Source organism: Pseudomonas bijieensis (assembly GCF_013347965.1).
Lineage (GTDB): Bacteria > Pseudomonadota > Gammaproteobacteria > Pseudomonadales > Pseudomonadaceae > Aquipseudomonas > Aquipseudomonas bijieensis.
Map to the genome: position 1 here is coordinate 524,325 of NZ_CP048810.1, position 24,382 is coordinate 548,706.

19 protein-coding genes and 1 pseudogene are annotated in these 24,382 nt (G+C 62.2%); 13 read left to right on the top strand and 7 right to left on the bottom strand.

The annotated features are described in order from the left end of the window. Positions 1-10 precede the first annotated feature (10 nt). From GN234_RS02180 to nudC, 13 genes and pseudogenes are all read left to right on the top strand, one after another. Complete coding sequence (locus GN234_RS02180) at positions 11-490, top strand: YbjN domain-containing protein (RefSeq protein ID WP_109754230.1); 480 nt, start codon at positions 11-13, stop codon at positions 488-490. Next, on the top strand, positions 487-1,431 hold the full coding sequence (locus GN234_RS02185; RefSeq protein ID WP_176687751.1) for a peptidylprolyl isomerase: 945 nt from the start codon (positions 487-489) through the stop codon (positions 1,429-1,431). Before GN234_RS02180 ends, GN234_RS02185 begins: the two co-directional genes overlap by 4 nt. Positions 1,432-1,669: 238 nt before the next feature. Next, complete coding sequence (locus GN234_RS02190) at positions 1,670-2,650, top strand: LysR family transcriptional regulator (protein WP_176687752.1); 981 nt, start codon at positions 1,670-1,672, stop codon at positions 2,648-2,650. Between the two features lie 133 nt (positions 2,651-2,783). Continuing rightward, a pseudogene (locus GN234_RS02195) lies at positions 2,784-2,888 on the top strand (GNAT family N-acetyltransferase); the annotation flags it as partial. A gap of 158 nt (positions 2,889-3,046) precedes the next feature. Continuing rightward, positions 3,047-3,541, top strand: a complete 495-nt coding sequence (locus GN234_RS02200; protein WP_109754226.1) for a hypothetical protein — start codon at positions 3,047-3,049, stop codon at positions 3,539-3,541. A 117-nt stretch (positions 3,542-3,658) separates the two neighbouring features. Beyond that, entirely contained in the window at positions 3,659-4,330 is a 672-nt protein-coding gene (locus GN234_RS02205) for a DUF3313 domain-containing protein (RefSeq protein WP_109754225.1), read from the top strand. Between the two features lie 125 nt (positions 4,331-4,455). Then, complete coding sequence (gene tpx / locus GN234_RS02210; RefSeq protein ID WP_109754224.1) at positions 4,456-4,956, top strand: thiol peroxidase; 501 nt, start codon at positions 4,456-4,458, stop codon at positions 4,954-4,956. A 191-nt stretch (positions 4,957-5,147) separates the two neighbouring features. After that, the gene (locus GN234_RS02215; protein WP_163858479.1) at positions 5,148-6,464 is read left to right on the top strand and encodes an MdtA/MuxA family multidrug efflux RND transporter periplasmic adaptor subunit; all 1,317 of its coding nucleotides are present in this window, start codon (positions 5,148-5,150) and stop codon (positions 6,462-6,464) included. Beyond that, positions 6,461-9,556 (top strand): MdtB/MuxB family multidrug efflux RND transporter permease subunit, encoded by a 3,096-nt coding sequence (locus GN234_RS02220; RefSeq protein ID WP_176687753.1) that lies wholly within the window; start codon positions 6,461-6,463, stop codon positions 9,554-9,556. Before GN234_RS02215 ends, GN234_RS02220 begins: the two co-directional genes overlap by 4 nt. A gap of 182 nt (positions 9,557-9,738) precedes the next feature. Next, positions 9,739-12,843: an efflux RND transporter permease subunit gene (locus GN234_RS02225; protein ID WP_176687754.1), complete on the top strand. Its 3,105-nt coding sequence runs from the start codon at positions 9,739-9,741 to the stop codon at positions 12,841-12,843. Next, the gene (locus GN234_RS02230; protein ID WP_109754219.1) at positions 12,840-14,315 is read left to right on the top strand and encodes an efflux transporter outer membrane subunit; all 1,476 of its coding nucleotides are present in this window, start codon (positions 12,840-12,842) and stop codon (positions 14,313-14,315) included. The genes GN234_RS02225 and GN234_RS02230 overlap by 4 nt, the downstream gene beginning before the upstream one ends. Before the next feature lie 293 nt (positions 14,316-14,608). After that, positions 14,609-15,421 (top strand): crotonase/enoyl-CoA hydratase family protein, encoded by an 813-nt coding sequence (locus GN234_RS02235; protein ID WP_176687755.1) that lies wholly within the window; start codon positions 14,609-14,611, stop codon positions 15,419-15,421. 6 nt (positions 15,422-15,427) lie between these two features. Then, positions 15,428-16,258: an NAD(+) diphosphatase gene (gene nudC, locus GN234_RS02240; RefSeq protein WP_176687756.1), complete on the top strand. Its 831-nt coding sequence runs from the start codon at positions 15,428-15,430 to the stop codon at positions 16,256-16,258. On the opposite strand, the gene GN234_RS02245 is transcribed toward nudC, so the two are convergent. The 7 genes from GN234_RS02245 to GN234_RS02275 all read right to left on the bottom strand — a co-directional run bounded on the left by GN234_RS02245 (position 16,226) and on the right by GN234_RS02275 (position 24,317). Further along, positions 16,226-17,005, bottom strand: a complete 780-nt coding sequence (locus GN234_RS02245) for a TSUP family transporter (RefSeq protein ID WP_116832522.1) — start codon at positions 17,003-17,005, stop codon at positions 16,226-16,228. The genes nudC and GN234_RS02245 overlap by 33 nt on opposite strands. A 266-nt stretch (positions 17,006-17,271) precedes the next feature. After that, positions 17,272-18,027, bottom strand: a complete 756-nt coding sequence (locus tag GN234_RS02250) for an ABC transporter ATP-binding protein (protein WP_176687757.1) — start codon at positions 18,025-18,027, stop codon at positions 17,272-17,274. Then, the gene (locus tag GN234_RS02255) at positions 18,021-19,079 is read right to left on the bottom strand and encodes a FecCD family ABC transporter permease (RefSeq protein WP_176687758.1); all 1,059 of its coding nucleotides are present in this window, start codon (positions 19,077-19,079) and stop codon (positions 18,021-18,023) included. The genes GN234_RS02250 and GN234_RS02255 overlap by 7 nt, the downstream gene beginning before the upstream one ends. After that, on the bottom strand, positions 19,076-20,254 hold the full coding sequence (locus GN234_RS02260; RefSeq protein WP_176687759.1) for an ABC transporter substrate-binding protein: 1,179 nt from the start codon (positions 20,252-20,254) through the stop codon (positions 19,076-19,078). Before GN234_RS02260 ends, GN234_RS02255 begins: the two co-directional genes overlap by 4 nt. A gap of 62 nt (positions 20,255-20,316) precedes the next feature. Further along, complete coding sequence (locus GN234_RS02265; RefSeq protein ID WP_176687760.1) at positions 20,317-22,746, bottom strand: TonB-dependent receptor; 2,430 nt, start codon at positions 22,744-22,746, stop codon at positions 20,317-20,319. 89 nt (positions 22,747-22,835) lie between these two features. Further along, positions 22,836-23,801, bottom strand: a complete 966-nt coding sequence (locus GN234_RS02270) for a FecR domain-containing protein (protein WP_176687761.1) — start codon at positions 23,799-23,801, stop codon at positions 22,836-22,838. Then, positions 23,802-24,317: a sigma-70 family RNA polymerase sigma factor gene (locus GN234_RS02275; RefSeq protein ID WP_109754210.1), complete on the bottom strand. Its 516-nt coding sequence runs from the start codon at positions 24,315-24,317 to the stop codon at positions 23,802-23,804. It abuts the gene before it with no gap. Positions 24,318-24,382 lie beyond the last annotated feature (65 nt).

Here is a 24,382-nt window from a genome sequence, read left to right on the forward strand (position 1 = left end):
AGAATCGCGCATGACCTCAATGATTGAATACGTCGGTGCCAAATCCCTGACCGAGTTGTTGCAGGCCGCTGGCTATCGGGTCAACGAAACCGAGCAGAACGGCATCGTGCAACTGCTCAGCGCCAGCCAGGGCATCGGCTTTGCCGTGCGCTTGGGCAATCCTGCGCCGACAGCAGGCGAATACCTGGACTTCACCTTCAGCTGTGCCTTGCGGGTACAGGGCGAGTTGCCGGCTGGATTGGCAGAGCAATGGAACGCCTCGCGCCGCTTTGCCCGGTTGTCGTTGCAGGGCGGATTCCTGGTGATGGAAATGGACGTGGTGGTGGCGGCAGGTGTGAGTGCCGATCATTTGCGCAGCCATCTGGAGCTGTGGGATCGCCTGTTGCAGGAGTTCATTGTCTACCTGCGTGAGTACAGCCAGAACGCGGCGCGCCTGCAGACCCCGGCCGAGCCCACCGAGGCGCCCTTGGAAGAGGCCGTCGCATCGTGAAAAAGCCGACCTTCGTCATCAGCGCCGCAGCGCTGGGGCTGATCGCCGTGGCACTGGTGCTTGGCCTGCGGCCGGGCAGCGATCCGGTCGCCGCCGTGCAGACCGCCAGTGTTGTCTCGGTCGACTCGCCGAGTTTGGCCCGATTGGGCAACCAGCAGGTCAGCCCCGATGAACTCAAGGCGTTGCTGGCCGCACTGGCCCCCGAGGTTCGTCAGCAAATGCGTGGCAATCGGGCCGCGCTGGAAGGCTGGATCCGTGCCCGCCTGGCGGAAAAAGCCGTGTTGGAGCAAGCCGATGCCCAGGGCTGGCGCCAGCGTCCGGAGGTGGAGCGCCAGACGCGAGCGGCGGCCGAGCAGATTGTGTTTCGCGACTACTTGCAGTCGGTCAGCCAGGTACCGGCCGGCTATCCCAGTGAAGAAGAGTTGAAGCAGGCTTACGACGCCGGGAAAGCCAACTGGACTGCGCCGGCGTTGTACCGCGTCAGCCAGATTTTCCTGGCCGCGACCGAGCCGCAAACGGTGGAAGCGGTGCGCCGGCAAGCGTTGGAACTGAGTAAAAAGGCCCAGGCCTCGCCCGCCGAGTTCTCCACCCTGGCCAGCCGTTTTTCCCAGGATCGCACCAGTGCCGAGCGGGGCGGCGACAGTGGTTTCCAGCCATTGCAGCAACTCGTCCCGCCGGTGCGTGAGGCCGTGGCGCGCTTGAAGGTCGGTGCGGTGTCCGACCCGGTGCAGAGCGCGGCGGGCTTTCATGTCATCAAACTCACCGAACAACAACCGCCCCGGGGAGCGACCCTGGACGAAGTCCGCGAACGCCTGACCCAGGCCCTGCGCGCCCAACGCCAGGAGCAGATCGCCAAGGCGTACCTGGACGGCATGCTCGACACGGCTACGTTGAGCATCGATGGCGCGCAGTTGAGCAAGGTGCTGGAGGAGGGGCTCTGACCTCGACGATCTTTGGATGTGAACACCTTTGTGAGGTGAACATCTTTTGTGGCGAGGGGATTTATCTGTGGGAGCAAAGCTTGCTCGCGATGCAAACGCCTCGGTTCCAGGGAGACCGCGTCATCTTCATCGCGGGCAAGCCTTGCTCCCACAGATACCCCCTCGCCACAGGGAGCCGCGCTGTATCTGGAACGTCGCGCAGCTCCACCGTATTCGTACAACCGACAGGGAGTCACCCATGACCTTCATCGAGCCCGCAGGACGCCAGGCTGTCACCGCATACCGCACACCGTTGCATGCCCCCGACCCCTGGTTGGCAATGGCCAGTGGTATCGAGCCGCAGGTGGCGCAGTGTTTCCTGGTCAGTGCCCGTTGCGGCTGCTTCATGCAAGCGGCCCGCAGTCTCAACGTCAAGGCGACCTGGCTGCGCAAGCAGTTGGCGCAGTTGGAGACGCGCTTGCAGCGCTCGTTGTTCAGCTTCCAGGGTAGCGCCTTGACCCTCAGCCGCGAAGGCCGGCAGTTGCAGGCGCGCTTGATCGCCCTGGCTCACGAAAGCGCGCCGCCACTGAACGATCAGCCCTTGATTCGCCTGGCCGTGGCCGAGTCGATTCTGCATGACATCCTGGGGCGCGACTTGATTTCGTTGCTGCGGCGCAACGCCAGCGTGCGATTGCAGATCATCACCCTGGACAGTGAACTGGCGTTGCAAGCCGTCAGCGCCGATCTGGTGCTCTGGTTGAGCGATACCCATGGGGCGGCGCCAGGGCCGAGCTTCGCCACGTTGCCAGCGGATCGACTGGCGCGGCTGGACTATGTGCCACACATCGCCAAGCGCTACTCACGAGCGGCCACGCGCCCGGATTGCCTGGACGACCTGAATGATTACATGCTGGTGCAATGGCAGGCGGACCGACACGTGGACTGCTTCGCCCCGTGGAACGCCTTGATAGAACAACGCCGTGCCGGTGTGGTGCAGGTGCAATCCTACGAACTGATGCTGGAAATGATTCGCTGCAGCGCCTGCATCGGTCTCTTGCCGCAGTACATGAGCCGCTTCGATCGAGGCCTGGTGGCGTTGCCGGAAATATTCGGCCTGTCGATGCAGCGGCACTTGTGGATGGCCGTCAATACTCAGACCGAAGACTCGCCGGAGGTGCAGATGCTGCGTGAATTGATCCAGCACACGCTGGATGAGCGTCGGGATTGGTTCCAGGCATAACCGAAACTGAGTGTAGCCCCCTGTGGGAGCTTGCCTCGCAACCACCCCAGGGCTTTTGTTGGGGGCAGGTTTCCCCACAGCTTGACGCGGCTTATAGTGCTCGGCCTTGTCGCGCCTCCAGGAAGGAGCCCCCATGTCCGAGTCTTCGATCACCCTCGAACGCTTCACCGAAGCCCACATCGCCGGAGTCACCGCGCTCTACAACGACCCGGCGGTGATGCGCCAGGTGCTGCAGATGCGACTATGCCGTGCGTGACGGGCGCTGGGTGGACACCCTGGCCATGGCGCGGCTGCGTTGAGGGATTGGCTACTCGGGCAAACGGGCTTTTGCGTACGCCGGCCTCTTGAACCTGTCATCATCCAGCTCCGCAGCATGCCTTAATAGAGGAACAGCCCATGGACGATATACGGCAATTGGGCGAGATGCTTCGTCACTACGCAGACAGCGAAGCGCACAAAAAACAACAGCACCAGGCCCAGTCATTGGTGTGGTCAGAACAGATCAAGGCTTTGTACGAACAAATCGGGCAATGGTTGGCGCCAGTCCTGGCACCCGACCTGTTGACGTTGAATCGTGAGAGCTATGTGGCTCACGGGCCGAGCGTTCCGGTAGAGACGTCCGGTTTCAAGACTGAAAAACTGACCTTGACCATTACCGGTAAACCGGTGGAGTTCGTGCCGGATGTGATGGGCGTGGGTGGGCTGGTTTCCTTGTCGATCATGGGGCTGGCCTCGACCCGCCATGGGAGCATTTCCTTGGTTTGCCAGCCACCATCGGTGCAATGGCAATGGCGGCGGACCAATGGATTGAAAGACCCCGACACGTTCGCTTTCGACGCAGACTTTCTCGCACAACAATTACAAAGCCTGATACCGCGCGATCGAGGCTGACGGTGTGTGGCGAGGAACCTCATCGTCATCGACCTTCTTCCAGGGCAGGCAAAAAATGGCTCATTGGCTATACCTGTAGTTCCGGCCCCGCCTCGTGTGGCTTACAGGAGTGACAGCATGAAGTTTTCGTCGATGATCGGCACTGTTTGCATTGCCTCGCTCGCTTTGGCGGGTTGCTCTAGCAAAGTTACCCAGCCGGATGAGTATTCCGGGTTCCTGGGCGATTACAGCCGGCTCAAGGAAGAAAAGTCGCCGTCGGGGGCCGAGGTCATGCGTTGGGTCGATCCGAAGATTGATCCGGGCAAGTACACCCACCTCTATATCGAGCCGACGCAGCTTTATCCCAAGCCGCAGCCGACCGTGAAGATCCCCGCGGCCACGCTGTACGGCATCACCGCCTATTACGATCAGGCCCTGAAGCGCGAAGCGGGGAAATCCTTGCCCCTGGCGACCAGTCCAGGGCCGGGTGTATTGGTGATGCGGGCGGCCATCACGGCTGTCGGCAGCAAGACCGAAGGCTTGAAACCTTATGAGGTGATCCCGATTGCGCTGGTGGCGGCCGCTGTCAGCACTGCCAGTGGCATTCGCGACCAGGAAACCACTCTGGGTACCGAAGCGGTTTTTATCGACGGTGGCAACAACGCGGTGGTCGCCCAGGTGGTGCGCAAAGGGACGGGCAAACCGTTGTCCAACGAGTCCCAGGTCATGAAGCCCGAGGACGTCAAAGGGGTCATCGATGGCTGGGCGTCGGATTTGCATCAGTCGTTCCTGAAGCTCAAGGCTAAATAGCCACGGATGTCTGCAGTGGGCGCTGGTGACGTCATGTCTTTTTATGTCCGGGCATAGGTCGCAGCTCCATTTCATGGTTAACTCCGGCCTTCACCTTTTTCAAACCTGTCAGAAGGAATCCGTTCATGGCTACAGTCACCCTCAAAGGCAACCCAGTCCAAGTCAACGGCCAATTGCCACAAGCCGGTTCCAAGGCACCAGCCTTTTCCCTGGTGGCCGGCAATCTGTCCGACGTTTCCCTGGCGAGCTTTGCCGGCAAGCGCAAAGTGCTGAACATTTTCCCTAGCGTCGACACCCCGACCTGCGCCACCTCCGTGCGCAAGTTCAACGCCCAGGCCAATGAGCTGAACAACACCGTGGTGCTGTGCATCTCTGCCGACCTGCCGTTCGCCCAGGCACGTTTCTGCGGCGCCGAAGGCCTGGAAAACGTCCAGAACCTGTCGACGCTGCGCGGTGCCGAATTCATCCGCAACTACGGCGTGGAAATTGCCGATGGCCCGCTCAAAGGCCTGACCGCCCGTGCCGTGGTGGTGCTGGACGAAAATGACACCGTGCTGCACAGCGAACTGGTCAAGGAAATCGCTGAAGAGCCGAACTATGACGCGGCCCTGGCTGTTCTGAAATAAGCGGAATGAAATAAGGTCTTTATTACAATTGTTAACGGCCTGGCCCTGTCCAGGCCGTTTTCTTTTGTGCTTCAAGCTCTTAGCCGACGATTCATCAGGTAAGCCCAACGTAAATTGCCGGTAAAGGCGCTTTGCTAAACACCCGCCAGTGCTTATCGTTCAGCCTCCTGTAAAAGAAGTCCACGCGCCCAATGGTTGATCACTCCATGCAATCCTCTGTATCCCGCAATTCCCGTCGCTGGCTGTTCGGCCTGTTCATCGTATTGGTCGTCGCGGCGCTGGCCTGGAAGTTCTGGCCCGGTGGCCCGGCCCAGAAACCAGGAGCAGGGGAGAAGGCCGCGGCGGGGCACGTGGGGCGCTCCGGTGGCATGCGGCCAGGGTTCGGTGGCGCGACGGGGCCGATCCCGGTTCGGGTGGCGCCGGTGGTGAGCGGGGATTTCCCGCTGTACTTCAAGGCGCTGGGCACGGTCACGGCCCTCAATACCATCAACGTGCGCAGCCGCGTGGGTGGCGAACTGGTCAAGATCGCCTTTGAAGAGGGACAAATGGTCAAGGCCGGGGACTTGCTGGCCGAGATCGACCCACGTCCGTACCAGAACGCCTTGCTCCAGGCCGAAGGCACGCTGTTGCAGAACCAGGCCCAGTTGAAAAATGCCCAGGTAGACCTTGAGCGGTATCGCGGCCTGTACGCCGAAGACAGTATTGCCAAGCAGACCCTCGACACCGCCGCGGCGCTGGTAGGCCAGTACCAGGGCACGGTCAAGACCAACCAGGCGGCGGTCAACGACGCCAAGCTAAACCTGGAATTCACCAGGATCCGCGCGCCGATCACCGGTCGCGTAGGCTTGCGGCAACTGGACATCGGCAACCTGGTGGCGGCCAACGACACCACGGCCCTGGCGGTCATCACCCAGACCCAACCCATCAGCGTCGTGTTCACCTTGCCGGAGAACAATCTCGACACGGTGCTCGCCCGTTACCGCAGCGGGGCGAAACTGCCCGTCGAAGCCTGGGACCGCGGCGACGTGAAGCTCCAGGCCAGCGGCGTGCTGCAAAGCCTGGACAACCAGATCGATGTCACCACCGGTACCTTGAAGTTCAAGGCTCGCTACGAGAACCGCGACCAGTCGCTGTTCCCCAACCAATTCGTCAATGTGCGCCTGCTGGCCGATACCCTCAAAGGCGTGACCCTGGCGCCGACGGCGGCCATCCAGTTCGGTACCAATGGCACCTTCGTCTATGCCTTGGAGGGCGACAAGAAGGTCACCATCAAGAAATTGAAGATTGGCGCCAGCGACGGTGCGAACACCGTGGTCACCGAAGGCCTGGCCGCCGGCGACCGGGTGGTGCTCGAAGGCACCGATCGCTTGAAGGAAGGCAGTGAAGTGGAAGTGGTCAGTGACAGCCAGGAAGTGCCCACCACGCCGACCGAGCACCTGCAGGGCAAGTCCGCAGCGGCACCCACTGAGCCGGCCACGGCCGACAAGGCGAAAAAGGGCGGCGCATGAATCTCTCGCGGCTGTTCATCCTTCGCCCGGTCGCCACCACCCTGAGCATGCTGGCGATCATCCTGGCCGGCCTGATCGCCTATCGGCTGCTACCGGTGTCGGCATTGCCCCAGGTCGATTATCCGACCATCCGTGTGATGACCTTGTACCCGGGCGCCAGTCCCGATGTGATGACCAGCGCGGTCACCGCGCCCCTGGAACGGCAGTTCGGGCAGATGCCGGGCCTGACGCAAATGGCCTCCACCAGTTCCGGTGGCGCGTCGGTGATTACCCTGCGCTTCAACCTCGACATCAACATGGACGTCGCCGAGCAGCAGGTGCAGGCTGCGATCAACGCCGCCACCAACCTGCTGCCCAAGGACCTGCCGGCACCGCCGGTGTACAACAAGGTCAACCCGGCCGATACCCCGGTGCTGACCCTGGCGATCACCTCCAAGACCATGCTGCTGCCCAAGCTCAATGACTTGGTGGACACCCGCATGGCGCAGAAAATCGCCCAGATCAGTGGGGTCGGCATGGTCACCATCGCCGGTGGCCAGCGCCAGGCCGTGCGAATCAAGGTCAATCCCGAGGCCCTGGCGGCCAACGGCCTGAACCTGGCGGATGTGCGCACGCTGATCGGTGCTTCCAACGTCAACCAGCCCAAGGGCAACTTCGACGGCCCGACCCGGGTCTCGATGCTCGACGCCAACGACCAGTTGACCTCGCCCAAGGACTACGCCGAACTGATCCTGGCCTACGCCAACGGCGCGCCGTTGCGGCTCAAGGATGTGGCACAGATCGTCGACGGCGCCGAAAACGAACGACTCGCCGCCTGGGCCAATGAAAACCAGGCCGTGCTGCTGAACATCCAGCGCCAGCCGGGGGCCAATGTCATCGAGGTCGTGGACCGGATCAAGGCCCTGCTGCCGAGCATCACCGACAACCTGCCGGCCGGCCTGGATGTCACCGTGCTGACCGACCGCACCCAGACCATCCGCGCTTCGGTCACCGACGTGCAGCATGAGTTGCTGATCGCCATCGCCCTGGTGGTCATGGTGACGTTCCTGTTCCTGCGCCGGGTCAGTGCCACGATCATTCCGTCGGTGGCTGTGCCGCTGTCGCTGATCGGCACCTTTGGCGTGATGTACCTGGCCGGTTTTTCCATCAACAACCTGACCCTGATGGCCCTGACCATCGCCACCGGTTTCGTGGTGGACGATGCCATCGTGATGCTGGAGAACATCGCCCGCTTCATCGAAGAGGGCGACAGCCCGTTGCAGGCCGCGCTCAAGGGCGCGAAGCAGATCGGTTTCACGCTGATTTCCCTGACCCTGTCGCTGATCGCCGTGCTGATCCCGCTGTTGTTCATGGCCGATGTGGTGGGGCGCTTGTTCCGCGAGTTTGCCATCACGCTGGCGGTGGCGATCCTGATTTCCCTGGTGGTGTCCCTGACCCTGACGCCGATGATGTGCGCCCGCTTGCTCAAGCGCGAGCCCAAGGCAGAAGAGCAGGGCCGTTTCTATCGCGCCAGCGGTGCCTGGATCGACTGGCTGATTGCCGCCTACGGCCGCAAGTTGCAGTGGGTGCTCAGGCATCAGCCACTGACCCTGCTGGTGGCGGTGGCTAGCCTGGTGCTGACGGTGGTGCTGTACCTGGCCGTGCCCAAGGGCTTCTTTCCGGTGCAGGACACCGGCGTGATCCAGGGCATTTCCGAGGCGCCGCAATCGATATCCTTTGCCGCCATGAGCGAGCGCCAGCAGCAACTGGCGAAAGTGATCCTCGCCGACCCGGCGGTGGAGAGCCTGTCGTCCTATATCGGTGTGGACGGCGACAATGCCACGCTCAACAGCGGCCGCCTGCTGATCAACCTCAAGCCCCACAGTGAACGGGACGACAGCGCCAGCGAGATCATTGCCCGCTTGCAACCGCAATTGGATCGCCTGGTGGGCATCCGCCTGTTCATGCAACCGGTCCAGGACCTGACCATCGAGGATCGGGTCAGTCGTACCCAGTACCAGTTCAGCCTGTCATCGCCGGACGCCGAATTGCTCAGCCTCTGGAGCGGTCGGCTGGTCGAGGCCCTGGCCCGGCAGCCGGAACTGACCGATGTGGCCAGCGACCTGCAGGACAAGGGCTTGCAGGTTTACCTGGTGATCGACCGCGACGCGGCTTCACGCCTGGGCGTCTCGGTGTCGAACATCACCGATGCGTTGTATGACGCCTTCGGCCAGCGGCAGATTTCCACCATCTACACCCAGGCCAGCCAGTACCGAGTGGTGCTGCAAGCCCAGGCCGGAGAGCGGATCGGACCGCAGGCGCTGGACCAGATTCACGTCAAGACCACCGATGGCGGGCAGGTGCGGTTGTCGAGCCTGGCCCGGGTCGAAGAACGCCAGGCGCAACTGGCGATTGCCCACATTGGCCAGTTTCCGGCAGTGATGATGTCGTTCAACCTCGCGCCGGGCGTGGCCCTGGGGCACGCGGTGGATTTGATCGAGAAGGTCCAGCACGACATCGGCATGCCGTTGGGCGTGCAGACCGAGTTCCAGGGCGCGGCCCAGGCGTTCCAGGCGTCGTTGTCGAGTACCCTGCTGCTGATCCTGGCGGCGGTGGTGACCATGTACATCGTCCTGGGCGTGCTGTACGAAAGCTACATCCACCCGATCACCATTCTTTCCACGCTGCCCTCGGCGGCCATTGGCGCCTTGCTGGCGTTGATCCTCAGTGGCAATGACCTGGGCATGATCGCGATCATCGGCATCATCCTGTTGATCGGCATCGTCAAGAAGAACGCGATCATGATGATCGACTTCGCCCTCGACGCCGAGCGTAACCAGGGCATGGACCCGCAGACGGCGATCTACCAGGCGGCGTTGCTGCGCTTCCGTCCGATCCTGATGACCACTCTGGCGGCCCTGTTCGGTGCGATACCGCTGATGTTCGCCACCGGTTCCGGTGCCGAACTGCGCCAGCCCCTGGGTTTGGTGATGGTGGGTGGGTTGTTGGTGAGCCAGGTATTGACGTTGTTCACCACGCCGGTGATCTACCTGTACTTCGATCGGCTGGGGCGCCGTTTCGCCAGACCGGATGGGAAAGAGGTGCGGGTATGACGGCGGCGCCCGGCATCCCGGAGCTTGAGCGCTTTTTGTGGCGAGGGGGGATTTATCCCCGTTGGGCTGCGTAGCAGCCCCTTTGGTGAGTGCTGCGCACTCAAGCGGGGATAAATCCCCCCTCGCCACAACAGCCTAGCCGTCTCTTGTATCCAGCGGCTTGAAGCCAGGAGCGGTGGCCGATGAACTTGTCCGGCCCATTCATCAAGCGCCCGGTGGCGACCATGCTCCTGAGCTTCGCCATCATGCTCCTCGGAGGCGTGTGCTTCGGCCTGCTGCCGGTTTCACCGCTGCCGCAGATGGATTTTCCGGTGATTGTGGTCCAGGCCAACTTGCCCGGGGCCAGCCCCGAAGTGATGGCTTCCACAGTGGCGACCCCGCTGGAGCGTTCCTTCGGCGCCATCGCCGGGGTCAATACCATGAGCAGCCGTTCCAGCCAGGGCTCGACCCGGGTGATCCTGCAATTCGACCTGGACCGTGACATCAACGGTGCTGCCCGGGAGGTACAGGCAGCGATCAATGCTTCGCGCAACCTGTTGCCCAGTGGCATGCGCAGTATGCCGACCTATAAGAAGGTCAACCCGTCCCAGGCACCGATCATGGTGCTGTCGCTGACCTCGGATGTATTGGAAAAAGGCCAGCTCTATGACCTGGCGTCCACCATCCTGTCCCAGAGCCTGTCCCAGGTGTCAGGTGTCGGCGAGGTGCAGATTGGCGGCAGCTCGTTGCCGGCGGTGCGCATCGAGCTGGAGCCCCAGTTGCTCAATCAGTACGGCGTGGCCCTGGACGATGTGCGCACCGCCATCGCCGACAGCAACGTACGCCGGCCCAAGGGCTCGGTGGAGGACGACCGGCGCATGTGGCAGGTCCAGGCCAACGATCAGTTGGAAAAGGCCAAGGACTACGAAACGCTGGTCATCCGCTACCAGGACGGCTCGGTGCTGCGGCTCAAGGACGTGGCCAAAGTCACCGACAGCGTCGAGGATCGCTACAACAGCGGTTTCTTCAACGACGATGCCGCCGTGCTGCTGGTGATCAATCGCCAGGCCGGGGCCAACATCATCGAGACGGTCAACGAGATCAAGGCACAATTGCCGGCCTTGCAGGCCGTGCTGCCGGCCAGCGTCAAGCTGAACCTGGCCATGGACCGCTCGCCAGTGATCAAGGCCACCCTGCATGAAGCGGAAATGACCCTGCTGATCGCCGTCGCCCTGGTGGTGCTGGTGGTGTTCCTGTTCCTCGGCAACTTCCGCGCCTCACTGATCCCGACCCTGGCCGTGCCGGTGTCGCTGGTGGGCACGTTTGCGGTGATGTACCTGTACGGTTTCTCCCTGAACAACCTGTCGTTGATGGCGTTGATCCTGGCGACCGGGCTGGTGGTGGACGATGCCATCGTGGTGCTGGAGAACATTTCCCGGCACATCGACGAAGGCGTGCCGCCGATGAAGGCCGCCTATCGGGGCGCCGAGGAAGTGGGCTTTACCCTGTTGTCGATGAACGTCTCGCTGGTGGCGGTGTTCCTGTCGATCCTGTTCATGGGCGGGATCATCGAGAGCCTGTTCCGCGAATTCTCCATCACCCTGGCGGCGTCCATAGTGGTTTCGCTGGTGGTCTCGCTGACCCTCACGCCGATGCTCTGTGCTCGCTGGCTCAAGCCCCACGTGCCGGGACAGGAAAACCGCCTGCAACGCTGGAGCCAGCGCCTCAATGAGCGGATGGTCCGTGGTTACGCCACCAGCCTGGACTGGGTGCTGCGCCATCGACGCCTGACCCTGCTGAGCCTGCTGGTGACCATCGGCGTGAACGTCGTTTTGTACGTGGTGGTGCCGAAAACTTTCATGCCACAGCAGGACACTGGGCAACTGATCGGTTTCGTGCGGGGCGACGATGGGCTGTCGTTCAACGTGATGCAGCCGAAGATGGAAATTTTCCGTCGCGCCGTGCTCAAGGACGAGGCGGTGCAGAGCGTCGCCGGTTTCATCGGTGGCAACAACGGCACCAACAACGCCTTCATGCTGGTGCGCCTCAAGCCGATCAAGGAACGCAATATTTCTGCACAAAAGGTCATCGAGCGCCTTCGTAAGGAAATGCCCAAGGTCCCCGGCGCTCAACTGATGTTGATGGCCGACCAGGACCTGCAGTTCGGTGGCGGTCGCGAGCAGACCACTTCGCAGTACTCCTATATCCTGCAAAGCGCCGACCTGGCGTCGCTGCGCACCTGGTACCCCAAGGTCGTGGCGGCCTTCAGGGCCTTGCCGGAACTGACCGCCATCGATGCCCGCGATGGCGGCGGGGCGCAACAGGTGACGCTGGTGGTGGACCGCGACCAGGCCAAGCGCCTGGGCATCGACATGGACATGGTCACCACGGTGCTCAACAACGCCTACAGCCAGCGGCAGATTTCCACCATCTATGACAGCCTCAACCAGTACCAGGTGGTGATGGAGGTCAATCCCAAGTACGCCCAGGACCCGAGTACCCTCGAACAGGTCCAGGTGATCACCGCCGACGGCGCGCGGGTGCCGCTGTCGGCCATTGCCCATTACGAGAACAGCCTGGAAGACGACCGGGTCAGCCATGAAGGCCAGTTTGCGTCCGAGGGCATTTCCTTCGACATGGCCGAAGGTGTCACGGTGGAGCAGGGCACCGCGGCCATCGAGCGGGCAATCGCCAAGCTGGGGATGCCCGAGGACGTCATTGCGAAAATGGCCGGTACCGCCGATGCGTTCGCCGCCACCCAGAAGAGCCAGCCGTTCATGATCCTCGGGGCGTTGCTGGCGGTGTATCTGGTGCTGGGGGTGCTGTATGAAAGCTACATCCATCCGTTGACCATCCTGTCCACCTTGCCATCGGCCGGGGTCGGTGCATTGCTGTCGATCTATGCACTGGGCAGCGAGTTCAGCCTTATTTCGCTGTTGGGGCTGTTCCTGCTGATCGGCGTGGTGAAGAAAAACGCCATCCTGATGATCGATCTGGCGTTGCAACTGGAACGTGCCGGGCAGACGCCGCTGGAGTCGATCCGCAGCGCTTGCCTGTTGCGGTTGCGGCCGATCCTGATGACCACGCTGGCGGCGATCCTGGGTGCCTTGCCGCTGCTGCTCGGCGCCGCCGAAGGCTCGGAAATGCGCCAGCCGCTAGGCCTGACCATCATCGGTGGGTTGGTGTTCAGCCAGGTGCTGACGCTTTACACCACGCCGGTGGTTTACCTTTATCTCGACAAGCTGCGCCATCGCTTCAATCGCTGGCGCGGCGTGCGCACTGATGCTGCCCTGGAAACTCCGCTATGACCGACCGTTCGCCTTTCAATCTTGCCGCGGCGCTGGCGACCGCCCGTGGCTCGCGGGTGCTGAGCCTGGCGCTGTGTGTGGCGATGCTCAGCGCCTGCGCCATCGGCCCGGATTACCAACGTCCCCAGGCCGCCGCCCCGGTGCAATACAAGGAGGCCCAAGGTTGGCGCCAGGCCAACCCCAGCGATGCGCTGGCCCGCGGCGCCTGGTGGGAGCTCTACGGCGATGCGCAACTCAATGGCCTGGTGGACAAGCTCAATGCGTCCAACCAGACCGTGGCCCAGGCCGACGCCCAGTACCGGCAGGCCCGGGCACTGGTGCGCAACGCCCGTGGCGCATTTTTCCCGACCGTGGACTTGACCGTTGGCAAGACGCGCTCCAGCCAGGGCACTGGTAGCAGCAGTTCGAGCCTGAGCAGTTCGTCCAGCGGCATTCGCGACACCTACAGCGCCCAGGCGGGCGTCAGTTGGGAGGCGGACGTGTGGGGCAAGTTGCGCCGGACCCTGGAAGCCGACGAGGCGAGCGCGCAAGCCAGTTTCGCCGACCTGGCGGCGATGCGCCTGAGCCAGCAATCGGAACTGGTGCAGAATTACTTGCAGTTGCGGGTGATCGATGAGCAGAAGCGCTTGTTGCAGACCACCGTCGACAACTATCAGCGCTCGCTGAAAATGACCGAAAACCAGTACCGCGCCGGGGTGTCCGGCAAGGACGCGGTGGCCCAGGCGCAAAACCAGCTCAAGACCACCCAGGGCGACCTGATCGACCTGATCTGGCAACGGGCCCAGTTCGAGAACGCCATCGCTGTGCTGATCGGCTTGCCGCCGGCCGAGTTCAGCCTGGCCGAAACCCAGGACATTCCGTCACTCCCGCAGATCCCGGTGGCATTGCCATCGCAACTGCTCGAACGCCGGCCGGACATCGCCTCGGCAGAACGCTCGGTGATGGCCGCCAACGCCAACATCGGTGTAGCGAAGGCAGCGTACTACCCGGACCTGACCCTGAGTCTCAGCGGTGGCTACAGCAGCAGTACCTACGACAATTGGGTGAGCGTGCCGAACCGCTTCTGGTCGGTAGGGCCGCAACTGGCGATGACGCTGTTCGATGGCGGCCAGCGTTCGGCAGAGGTCGACCGTACCGTCGCGGCCTACGACCAGACCGTCGCCACCTATCGCCAGACCGTGCTCGACGGCTTGCGCGAGGTGGAAAACTATATGATTCAGCTCAAGGTGCTGGAAGACGAAGCCCGCGTGCGCCAGGAAGCCCTGGACGCCGCCCGGGAATCCCTGCGCCTGACCCAGAACCAGTACAAGGCCGGGTTGATCGCCTACCTCGATGTGGTGACCGTCCAGGCCACCGCGCTGAGCAACGAACGCAGCATGCTGAGCCTGCAACAAAGTCGGCTGATTGCCAGCGTGCAGTTGATTGCGGCGTTGGGTGGTGGGTGGGATGGGCAGTTGCAGGCGGATGAATAAGCCAGGGGTGCAAGTCCCTGTGGCGAGGGGATTTATCCCCGCTGGGCTGCGCAGCAGCCCAAATACTACTGCCACTGCGGTGTGTCAGGCCGGATAAGGGGGGGCGCTTCGCACCCCAGCGGGGATAAATCCCCTCGCCACAGGTGAAGCCTTCACAGATAAATCCCCCCTTATACAGGTGCGCCTTTGCTTGGTCGCCGGTCAGTCCCGCTTTTGGCCGATGCACTGCCTACGTCCTGTCGCCATGGCTTGTTATAGTTCAGGCCTCTTTCAGTCGGTAAAGGATAACTGCCATGTCGCAATACCAAGCGTTCAACGTCGAACTTGCAGACAACATCGCCCATGTGCAGATCAATCGCCCGGAAAAGATCAATTCGATGAATGCCGCGTTCTGGAGCGAGATCATCGAGATTTTCCAATGGATCGACGACACCGACGCCGTGCGGGTAGTGGTGCTCAGCGGTGCCGGCAAGCATTTCTCCTCAGGGATCGACCTGATGATGCTGGCAGGCGTGGCCAACGAGCTGGGCAAGGACGTAGGACGCAATGCACGGTTGCTGCGGCGCAAGATCCTGCAACTGCAAGCCTCGTTCAACGCCGTGGACAATTGCCGCAAGCCGGTGCTCGCGGCCATCCAGGGTTATTGCCTGGGCGGTGCCATCGACCTGATTGCCGCGTGTGACATGCGTTATGCCGCCGAGGACGCGCAGTTTTCCATCAAGGAGATCGATATCGGCATGGCCGCCGATGTTGGCACATTGCAACGCTTGCCCCGGATCATCGGGGACGGCATGCTGCGTGAACTCGCTTATACGGGGCGCACCTTCGGTGCCGACGAAGCACGCAGCATCGGCCTGGTCAATCGTGTCTACAGTGACACCGCCAGCCTGCTCGACGGTGTGATGGGCATTGCCCGGGAAATCGCCGCCAAGTCGCCGATTGCCGTGACCGGCACCAAGGCAATGATCAGCTACATGCGCGACCATAGCATCGGCGACGGCCTGGAATACGTCGCTACCTGGAACGCCGCCATGTTGCAATCGACCGACCTGCGCGTGGCCATGGCTGCCCATATGAGCAAACAGAAACCCGAATTTCTGGATTGACTGACCATGATTTCACGCTGGACCACCGGAGTACTCGATACCGATCTTCCTGGCGGCTGGGCCGTGGCCCGTAGCCCGGAAGGCTTTCTGTTCGATGACAACGGCGCGCTGTTTCCCCGCGAATGGCTCAAGCGCCAAGACCTGTCGATCCTCGCCGAGCATGGCATTGGTCACCTGGATGGCGAGCCGGTCTACCTGTTGGAGTTGCACAGCCCGCTGGACATCCCCGGCTGCAGCTGGAAAGGCCTGCGGGCCTTCATGCTCGAGGATGACCACACACTGTACAAAGTGCTGGGCTACGCCGCACAGATCGGCACCTGGGCCCGGGAGCATCGTTTCTGTGGCAGTTGCGGCAAGCGCATGGGGCAGATTCCGTTGGAGCGGGCGATGTATTGCGATGTCTGTGATCTGCGGCATTACCCGCGGATCTCACCGAGCATGATCGTGTTGATCACCCGCGGCGATGAAGTCCTGCTGGCCCGTTCGCCGCGTTTCGTCACCGGCGTCTACAGCACCCTGGCCGGGTTTGCCGAGCCGGGCGAGTCGGCTGAGGATTGCCTGATTCGCGAGGTGCGCGAGGAGGTCAGCATCGAGGTGAAGAACATCCAGTACATGGGCAGCCAGTGCTGGCCGTTCCCCCATTCGATGATGCTGGGTTTTCACGCCGAATACGCCAGTGGCGACATCGTGCCCCAGGAAGATGAGATCGAGGACGCCCAGTGGTTCAACGTCCATGACCTGCCGCCGCTGCCGGCCTCGCGCTCCATCGCCCGTTATCTGATCGACCTCTATGTGGCGCGGCGTCTAGGCCACGCTGAACCAGTGTTGCCAGGCTAGGCGGACAGTCAAGCCCAGCACCACGGTGATGAACACCGGTCGGATGAACTTCGCGCCGCCGCTGATGGCGGTGCGAGCACCGAAGAACGCACCGACCATCACCGACAGGCCCATGCTCAGGCCGATGACCCAGTCCACCTGCCCCGAGAAGATGAACACCGACAGCGCCGCGATGTTGCTGACGAAGTTCATGCTGCGAGCCACGCCACTCGCCTTGACCAGGTCGATGGGGTAGAGCAGCAGGCTGCTGACCGTCCAGAACGCCCCCGTGCCCGGTCCAGCCACGCCGTCATAGAAACCCAGGCTGAAGCCCTGGGGCGATTGCCACGTTTTCTTGATCGGCGCGTCGCTGTCCAGTGGCGCCTTGGGCGTGCCACCGAACAAAAGGTACAGGCCGCAGGCGAAGACGATCACGGGCAGCATCTTGTTCAGCCATTCGGCAGGCAGGTAATGGGCGACGATGGCGCCGGTCAAGGCGCCCACCAACGTGCCGACGAGGGCATGGGTCCACTGGCGGGGATGGAACAGCTTGCGCTTGTAGAAGGTGAAACTGGCCGTGGCCGAGCCGAAGGTCGAACTGAGCTTGTTGGTGCCCAGGACCAGATGTGGCGGCAGGCCAGCGGTCAACAGCGCCGGCGTGGTCAACAGGCCACCGCCACCGGCGATGGCATCGATGAAACCGGCAATGAACGCGACAATGGCGAGGATAGCGAGGGTAGTGAGGTCAACACTGAGTTCGAAAGGCATGGAATGACTTATTTGGCAGGTCGCAGAAGGGCTGCGGGGAAGGCCGGTATGTTACCCATTATGGTGCACGGCTGCGACTGCCCGATCATGCCCAGCCCTTGCACGCCATGCAAAATCCGTGGCGAGGGGATTTATCCCCGTTGGGCTGCGTAGCAGCCCTGAAGCAATGAACCCAATCTTCCTGGCGCACCGAGTTGCCTGGTTTGGGGGCTGCTGCGCAGCCCAGCGGGGATAAATCCCCTCGCCACAGAGCTCGGTTACAGCCTTCAAACCACATCATCGACAATGATATGCCGCTCACCCCGCGAGCAGCGCTCGATCCGCGCTTGGACCCGGTACACCGTGCGCAGCATCTGCTCGGTGATGACGTCGTCACTCGGACCACTGCCTTGCAGGGTGCCTTGGGCGATGACCAGCACCTGATCAGCAAAGCGCAATGCCTGGTTCAGGTCGTGGATGGCGATGAATACGATGATTCCATGTTGACGGGCGAGGGCGCGCATGAAGGTCAGGACCTGGACCTGACGGTGCATGTCCAGGGCACTGGTGGGTTCATCCATCAGCAATACCTCGGGTTCGCGTACCAGCGTCTGGGCGATGGACACCAGTTGCTGCTGCCCGCCGCTCAATTCACTGAGATTGCGAAACGACAGCTCGCTGATGCCGAGGGATTCGAGGATGCGGTCCACCGCCGCTAGCTCATCGGTTTGTACGGCCCAGCCCGGGGCCTGTTGCTTGCGGGCCAGCAGCACCGATTCATAGACCGTCAGCCGCGCACTGACGTTGAGGTTCTGCGGCATGTAGCAGATGCCCGCCGGGCCTTTGCGCGAACCTTCCAACCGCACCTGGCCGGGGCCCTCGATCAGGCTGGCGATGCGTTTGAACAGCGTCGATTTTCCCGCTGCGTTTGGGCCAATCACCGCCACCACTTCACCACCGCAGAGAACCGGAGTATTGATTGCATCGAGGATCGAGCGACCACCATAACGGGCGCCGAGGCCCGCCAGTTCAATCGTCACCATGACTGTTTCTTCCCGCCAAGAATGAGAGAGATGAAAAACGGCACGCCGATCAGTGACGTGACCACCCCGATAGGAAAGATTGCGCCCGGTATCAAGGTTTTACTCACCACCGAACTGGCCGACAGGATCAAGGCACCGGTCAGCAATGAGGCGGGCAGGAAAAAGCGCTGGTCTTCACCGATCAGCATCCGCGCAATGTGCGGCCCCACCAGACCGATGAAGCCGATGGTGCCGACAAATGCCACGGGAAATGAGGCCAGCAGACTGACCATGATCAGGGTCTGCAAACGCAACTTGCGCACATTGATGCCGAAGCTCGCGGCTTTCTCATCCCCCAGGCGCAGGGCGGTCATGGCCCAGGCGCGACGGGCGAAAATCGGCAAGGTGACAAGGATCACCAGGCAGATCACCCCCAGTTTCGGCCAGGTCGCCTTGGTCAGGCTGCCCATGGTCCAGAACACCACCGCAGCGACGGCTTGCTCAGTGGCGAAGAACTGCACCAGCGCCAGCAGGGCATTGAAGGTGAATACCAGGGCGATGCCCAGCAGAACGATGGTTTCGCTGGTCATGCCGCGACGCAGACTCAACACATGAATCAGCAGCGCCGAGAGCATCGCCATGACAAAGGCGTTGAGCGGCACCATGTATTGAGCGATCACCGGCACCAGTGCCACGCCGAACGCCAGCCCCAGGGCCGCGCCAAAACTGGCCGCAGCAGAGATGCCCAGGGTGAACGGGCTGGCCAATGGGTTGTTGAGGATGGTCTGCATCTGTGCGCCGGCCAGGGACAGCGCGGCGCCCACCGCTACCGCCATCAGCGCCACCGGCAGGCGAATGTCCCACATCACCACCCGGACCTGGGGCGCGGCGGACTCGGGTGCGAACAGCGCCCCCAGTACTTCGTCCAAGCCATAACTGGCCGGGCCGAGGGCCAGGTCCAGCAGCACGCTGAACAGCAGCAACGCCCCCAGGCCGACCAGAATCAGCCGTTTACGCCAGACCTGCGCGCGGTAGATCGTGCCAAGGGCGAGGTGATCGATAGGGCCGTTCATGGCTGGGCCTGCGCGGGCTTGAGGCTGACGAAATAGCCCGGTTCGTAGGGCACCGGCAGGAATCGGTCGTGGAACTCACGAAACGTGGCATCGGGGTCCAGGTCGGCGAACAGATCCGGGTGGAACCACTTGGCCAATTGCTGGATGGCGATGAACTGGTAAGGACTGTTGTAGAACTGATGCCAGATGGCGTGAAACCCCCGGGTTTGCTGGGCCTTGATTCCGGCGTAGGCGGGGCGCTGAGTGAACCACTGCAGTTTGCGCCGTGCCTCGACCAGATCGGCACCGGGCCCGACACCAACCCAATGTCCGCCAGGGGCGAAGGCTTGCCAGTTTGCGCTGGTGACCACCACCTGATCCGGGTCGGCGACGATCACCTGTTCGGGGTTCAACTGGCCGAAGGTGTTGGGGATGATGGTGCCGGCGATGTTGTGACCGCCGGCCAGCTCGACGAAACGGCCGAAATTTTCATTGCCAAAACTCAGGCAGCAGTCGTCGGTGTAGCCGCCGATGCGTTCGATGAAGACCTTGGGCCTGGGCGGTTGGCGGGCTTCGATCACATCGGTGACACGCCGGATCTGTTGCTGGCTAAAGGCAATGAACGCCTCGGCGCGGGCTTCTTCGCCGAACAACTGGCCGAACAGGCGCATGGTCGGCTCGGTGTTCTGCATCGGGTTGTTGCGAAAATCCACATACACCACCGGGATACCAAGGGCGTCGAGCTTTTCGATGTAGCGGGCGTCCTCGGTGGCATGCTGGGCTTCGATGTTGAGGATGATGACGTCCGGCTGTTGGCTGATCGCTTGCTCGATGTCGAAGGTGCCGTCTTCGAAACCGCCGAAGGTCGGGATTTTGGCAATGTCCGGATAACGCTGCAGGTAGGCGCCGTAGGTGTCCGGGTCGGACTGGATCAAATCCTTGCGCCAGCCAACGATGCGCTGGATCGGGTTGGCGGTGTCGAGGGCCGCCACCAGATACAGTTGACGGCCTTCACCGAGGATCACCCGGCGTACGGGAATGCGCACTTGGACCTGGCGGCCCAGCAGATCGGTGACAGTGGTTCTTGGCGTGGTGTCCGGTGTGGTGCCTGAACAGGCGAAACCGCTCAGTAGCAGGGTCATGGCGCCCAGCAGCACAGCGATGAGCGACGGGCGTTTTCGAGGTCTGGATAACATCGTTTTAACCTTTGATGGCCCGGGCCGACAGCGCGGTGTACGCGCTGCCGCGCCCGGAAAGCTCAGAAGTCGACCGTGGCCGAGAGCAGCAAGGTGCGCGGTGCCCCTTGGGAGAACGCACCGTAGGAGGCCACACCGGACCAGTACTCGCGGTCGAAGACGTTCTGCACCGTGGCACGGAAAGTCGTCGGCCGGCCATCGAGCACGGTGCTGTAGCGAGCGCCCGCGTCGAAGCGCGTCCAAGGATCGAGTTCGCGGGTGTTGGCCTGGTCGACGTACTGGCTGCCGGTGTAGATCGCGCCGCCGGTGAGGGTCACGCCCTGGACCCATGGCGTATCCCATTCGGCCCAGAGGTTGGCCTGCACTTCGGGCACGCCGACCGGCTTGTTGCCGCGATTGGCGGCGGTGCCGCTTTTGGTCAGTTCGCCGTCCAGCAACGTGACGCCACCCAACAGGCGAGTGCCTTCGCGCAGTTCACCGAACATGTTCAGTTCGATGCCACGGTTGCGTTGTTCGCCTTGGACGGAAAAAGTATTGCCAATAAGCTCTCCGCTTGGTTTTTTGACCTGGAAAAGCGCCAAGGTGGAAGTGAACGTACCGTAGTCGATCTTGACGCCGAGTTCCTGCTGGCGGGAGATATAGGGTTTGAATATTTGGTCTCCGTTGTCAGCGGTACTCGGTGCAATGTCGCCTTTGCTTAGCCCTTCGATGTAGTTGTAATAGAACGAAACATGCTCCCAGGGTTTGATGACCGCGCCGAACAGCGGCGTGGTTGCAGTCTCATCGTAGGACGGTGAGGTGCGAGCTCCTGTTCCACTGTTGTAGTTGTGCGACTCGACACGTTGTTTGCGCAGGCCAAGGGTGACTTGAATACGCTCGTCAAGGATCGACAGCGTATCGGCCAGGGCAACGCCGGACAGTTCAGTGTCGGAAATTTTCGCCACGTCAGGCGAGGCAATGGAGGGTTTGTCGCGCTCCACCGGGTGGTAGATGTTCGACAATAACGGGGTTCCGGAATTGATCCCCCTGCGCAATTCATCGCGGTAGCGACTGATCTGCAGCGTGGTGCTGTGGCTGACCGGACCGGTCTCGAAGCGGGCCCGGGCCCCCGCGTCCACGGTGTAGCGCTCCACTTCGAACTTGTAGTAACCAGGCGTCGAGCGGGTATCCCCGGCGCTATTGAGAATCGTGGGGGTCTGGTCCGACAGCCGTGCTACATCGGACTTGCCGCCCCCGGCGTGGCCAAATACCGTCAGGCTGTCGCTCAGGTCATATTCACCACTGAGCAACGCCGATTTATCGCGGGTCTTCGACCAGCCCCATTCCTGGGTCACGTTGCTGCGTCCGTTGGCGGCCGACGGTACCTCGACACCGTTCGCGATCTGAAACGGTCGGGACGGCGCGTCCCACTGTTCTTCCTGGCTGATCAGGTCCAGGCTGGTCCTGAATCGGTCGCCCTGGTAATCCAGGGAGATCGAGCCGATACCCACATCCCGCGACTGTTTGTCGATCGCCGTGTCGCCGCCCTGGAGACTGCCATTGACCCGCACGCCAAAGCGCCGTTCCTCGCCGAAGCGACGGCTGATATCGACGTGTCCACCCACTTGCGAGTCCATGGCGTAATTGGCGGTCACGCGGGTCAAGTCTTCGTCCAGTGAACGTTTGGGGACGATATTGATGACACCGCCGACACCGCTGTTGGGCGACATACCGTAGAGCAGGGCGGCCGGGCCCTTGATCACCTCAATGCGTTCGGCGTACTCGGTGAATACCCGATAGTTGGGGGCCACGCCGTATACACCGTCGAACGCCAGTTCCCCAAGGTTGCCTTCGCCCACGGGAAAACCGCGAATGAAAAACGAATCGACGATGCCGCCGGTCTGGCCAGTGGAACGCACCGAGGAATCACGCTCCAGCACGTCGGCGACGGTCACGGCTTGTTGGTCTTTCATCAGGGCCGAGGTGTAGTTGCTCACACTGAACGGCGTGTCCATCAGGTCCTTGTTGCCCAACAAGCCTACACGACCGCCACGGGCGACCTGACCGCCACTGTAGGCGGCCGGCAAATCATCGGGGCGGGCTTCGGTGGCGCTGACGGTGGTTGGCGCCAGGGTCAGTCCGCCGTCGGTGCTGCGTTTTTGCAAGGTGTAGCTGCTATCGTCGCGAGCCACAAGATCCAGACCGCTGCCGGCCAGCAGCCGGGCAAACGCTTCGCGCGCGGTGAACTGGCCGGACAGGCCCGGGCTGTCCAGGCCCTGGGTCAGGGACGGTTCGAACGACAGGGCGATGCCGGCCTGCACGGCGAACGTCGAGAGGGTTGGCCCCAGGGGGCCGGGTTGAATGTTGTAGGACTGGCTGGCGATGCTGTCCAGCGGCGCGCCCGGTGCGGCCCAACTGCCTGGGCTTAAGGTCGAAAGTGCAAGGCCGAGCATTGCACTGCGAATCGCCAGATTCAGCGTGCGATCCGAGCGCAGGGGGCGGGCAACGGGCATGGCTTGATGATCCTGTTCAGAGGGGTTTTGTTCTCTAGCCAGCCAGGATCGAAAAAAGTATCACCCTCGCACGATTATTTTTTTGGGGTTCACGCCGGCGTCAACATGACCCAGTAGTCGCCCAGGCGCGAAGTGACGCGGATGGGGTAAGTCCGGGCGAGCATGTTCAGGGTTCGTTGCGTGTCGCTGACGGGGAAGGCACCGGAAATCCGCAGGTCGGCAATGGCTGGGTCGCAACGCAGGACGCCGTTGCGATAGCGGGCCAGTTCGCCAATGAAATCGGCCAGGCGCATGTTGTCGGACATCAGCATGCCTTGGGTCCAGGCCAGCACCGATTTATCGACAGGTTTCAACCCGTCAATGGCGAACGCTGTAAAACCACTGCTCTGACCGGCCTCGACGACTTTCTCACCAATGCCTTTGAGGTGGATACTGACTGCGCCCTCGAGCACGGCGAGGCGGGTGTGCCCGCGCTCTTCGCGCACACTGAAACGCGTGCCGAGCGCCTGCATCCGGCCCTCGTGGGTTTCCACCCTGAATGGCCGGGCGACAGGCGACGGGTCCGGTGCGGTCTGGATCAGTATTTCGCCGCGGCGCAACAGCAACAGGCGCTGGCGCTGATCGAAATACACATCGATGGCGGTGTCGGTGTTCAACGTCACGCGAGTACCATCGGTCAATGTCAGGTCGCGACGCTCGCCCACGGGCGCGCGGTAGTCGGCGGTCCAGTTCTGCCAGTCGTTGAGCTTCCAACTGCCCCAGGCCAGTGGCGCCAGCGCGAGCAAGGTCGCCAGTTTGCCCATGGCGGCACGGCGCTCGGGGTTGCTGGGACGGTCCAGCGCCGGCATGGCCAGGGCCGGTGGCAAGCCTTGCAGTTTGCTCAACAACAATTCCGCCCGCGCCCAGGCCTGGCGGTGCGCCGGGCTGCTGTTGCGCCAGCGTTCCCATTCCAGGCGCTCGGTGTCGTTGACACTGCCTTCGCTCAGGCGCATCAGCCAGTCGGCTGCTTCATTGAGGATGGCGGGATCGACGGCATGACTATCGCGAGCAGGCATTCAGTCCACCCACATCAGGCAGTGCAGGAAGGCCTGCTTCATGTAGCGCTTGACCGTAATCAGCGAGACTCCCAACTGATGGGCGATGTCGTTGTATTTCAAGCCGCTGATTTGCGATAACAGAAATGCGCGTTTGACCGGCCCGGGGAGGGTGTCGAGCATGGCATCGATTTCATGCAGGGTTTCCAGCACCAGCAGGCGGCGTTCCGGCGAGGGCGCTTCGGGTTCGGGCAGCAGCGCCAGCGCCTGCAGATAGGCGCGCTCCAAAGCCTTGCGCTGGAACCAGTTGACCAGGATGCCACCGGCCACGCAACTGAGGTACGCCCGCGGCTCTTCGATGACCGCGACCTTCGAGGCGAGGATACGGATGAAGGTGTCATGCGCCAGGTCTGCGGCATCCAGCGCATTGCCCAGTTTGCGGTAGAGTCGGGCGTACAACCAGCCATGGTGTCCGCTGTAGAGGTCTGCGACGGTGCGCAGATGACAATCGTTGGTCGCTGAACCCGGATCGCTCATGGCTGTTTATATTTTTGATAGTGAGAATTATTCCCAATATTAGTGGAGGCGCTCGTCGGCACGCA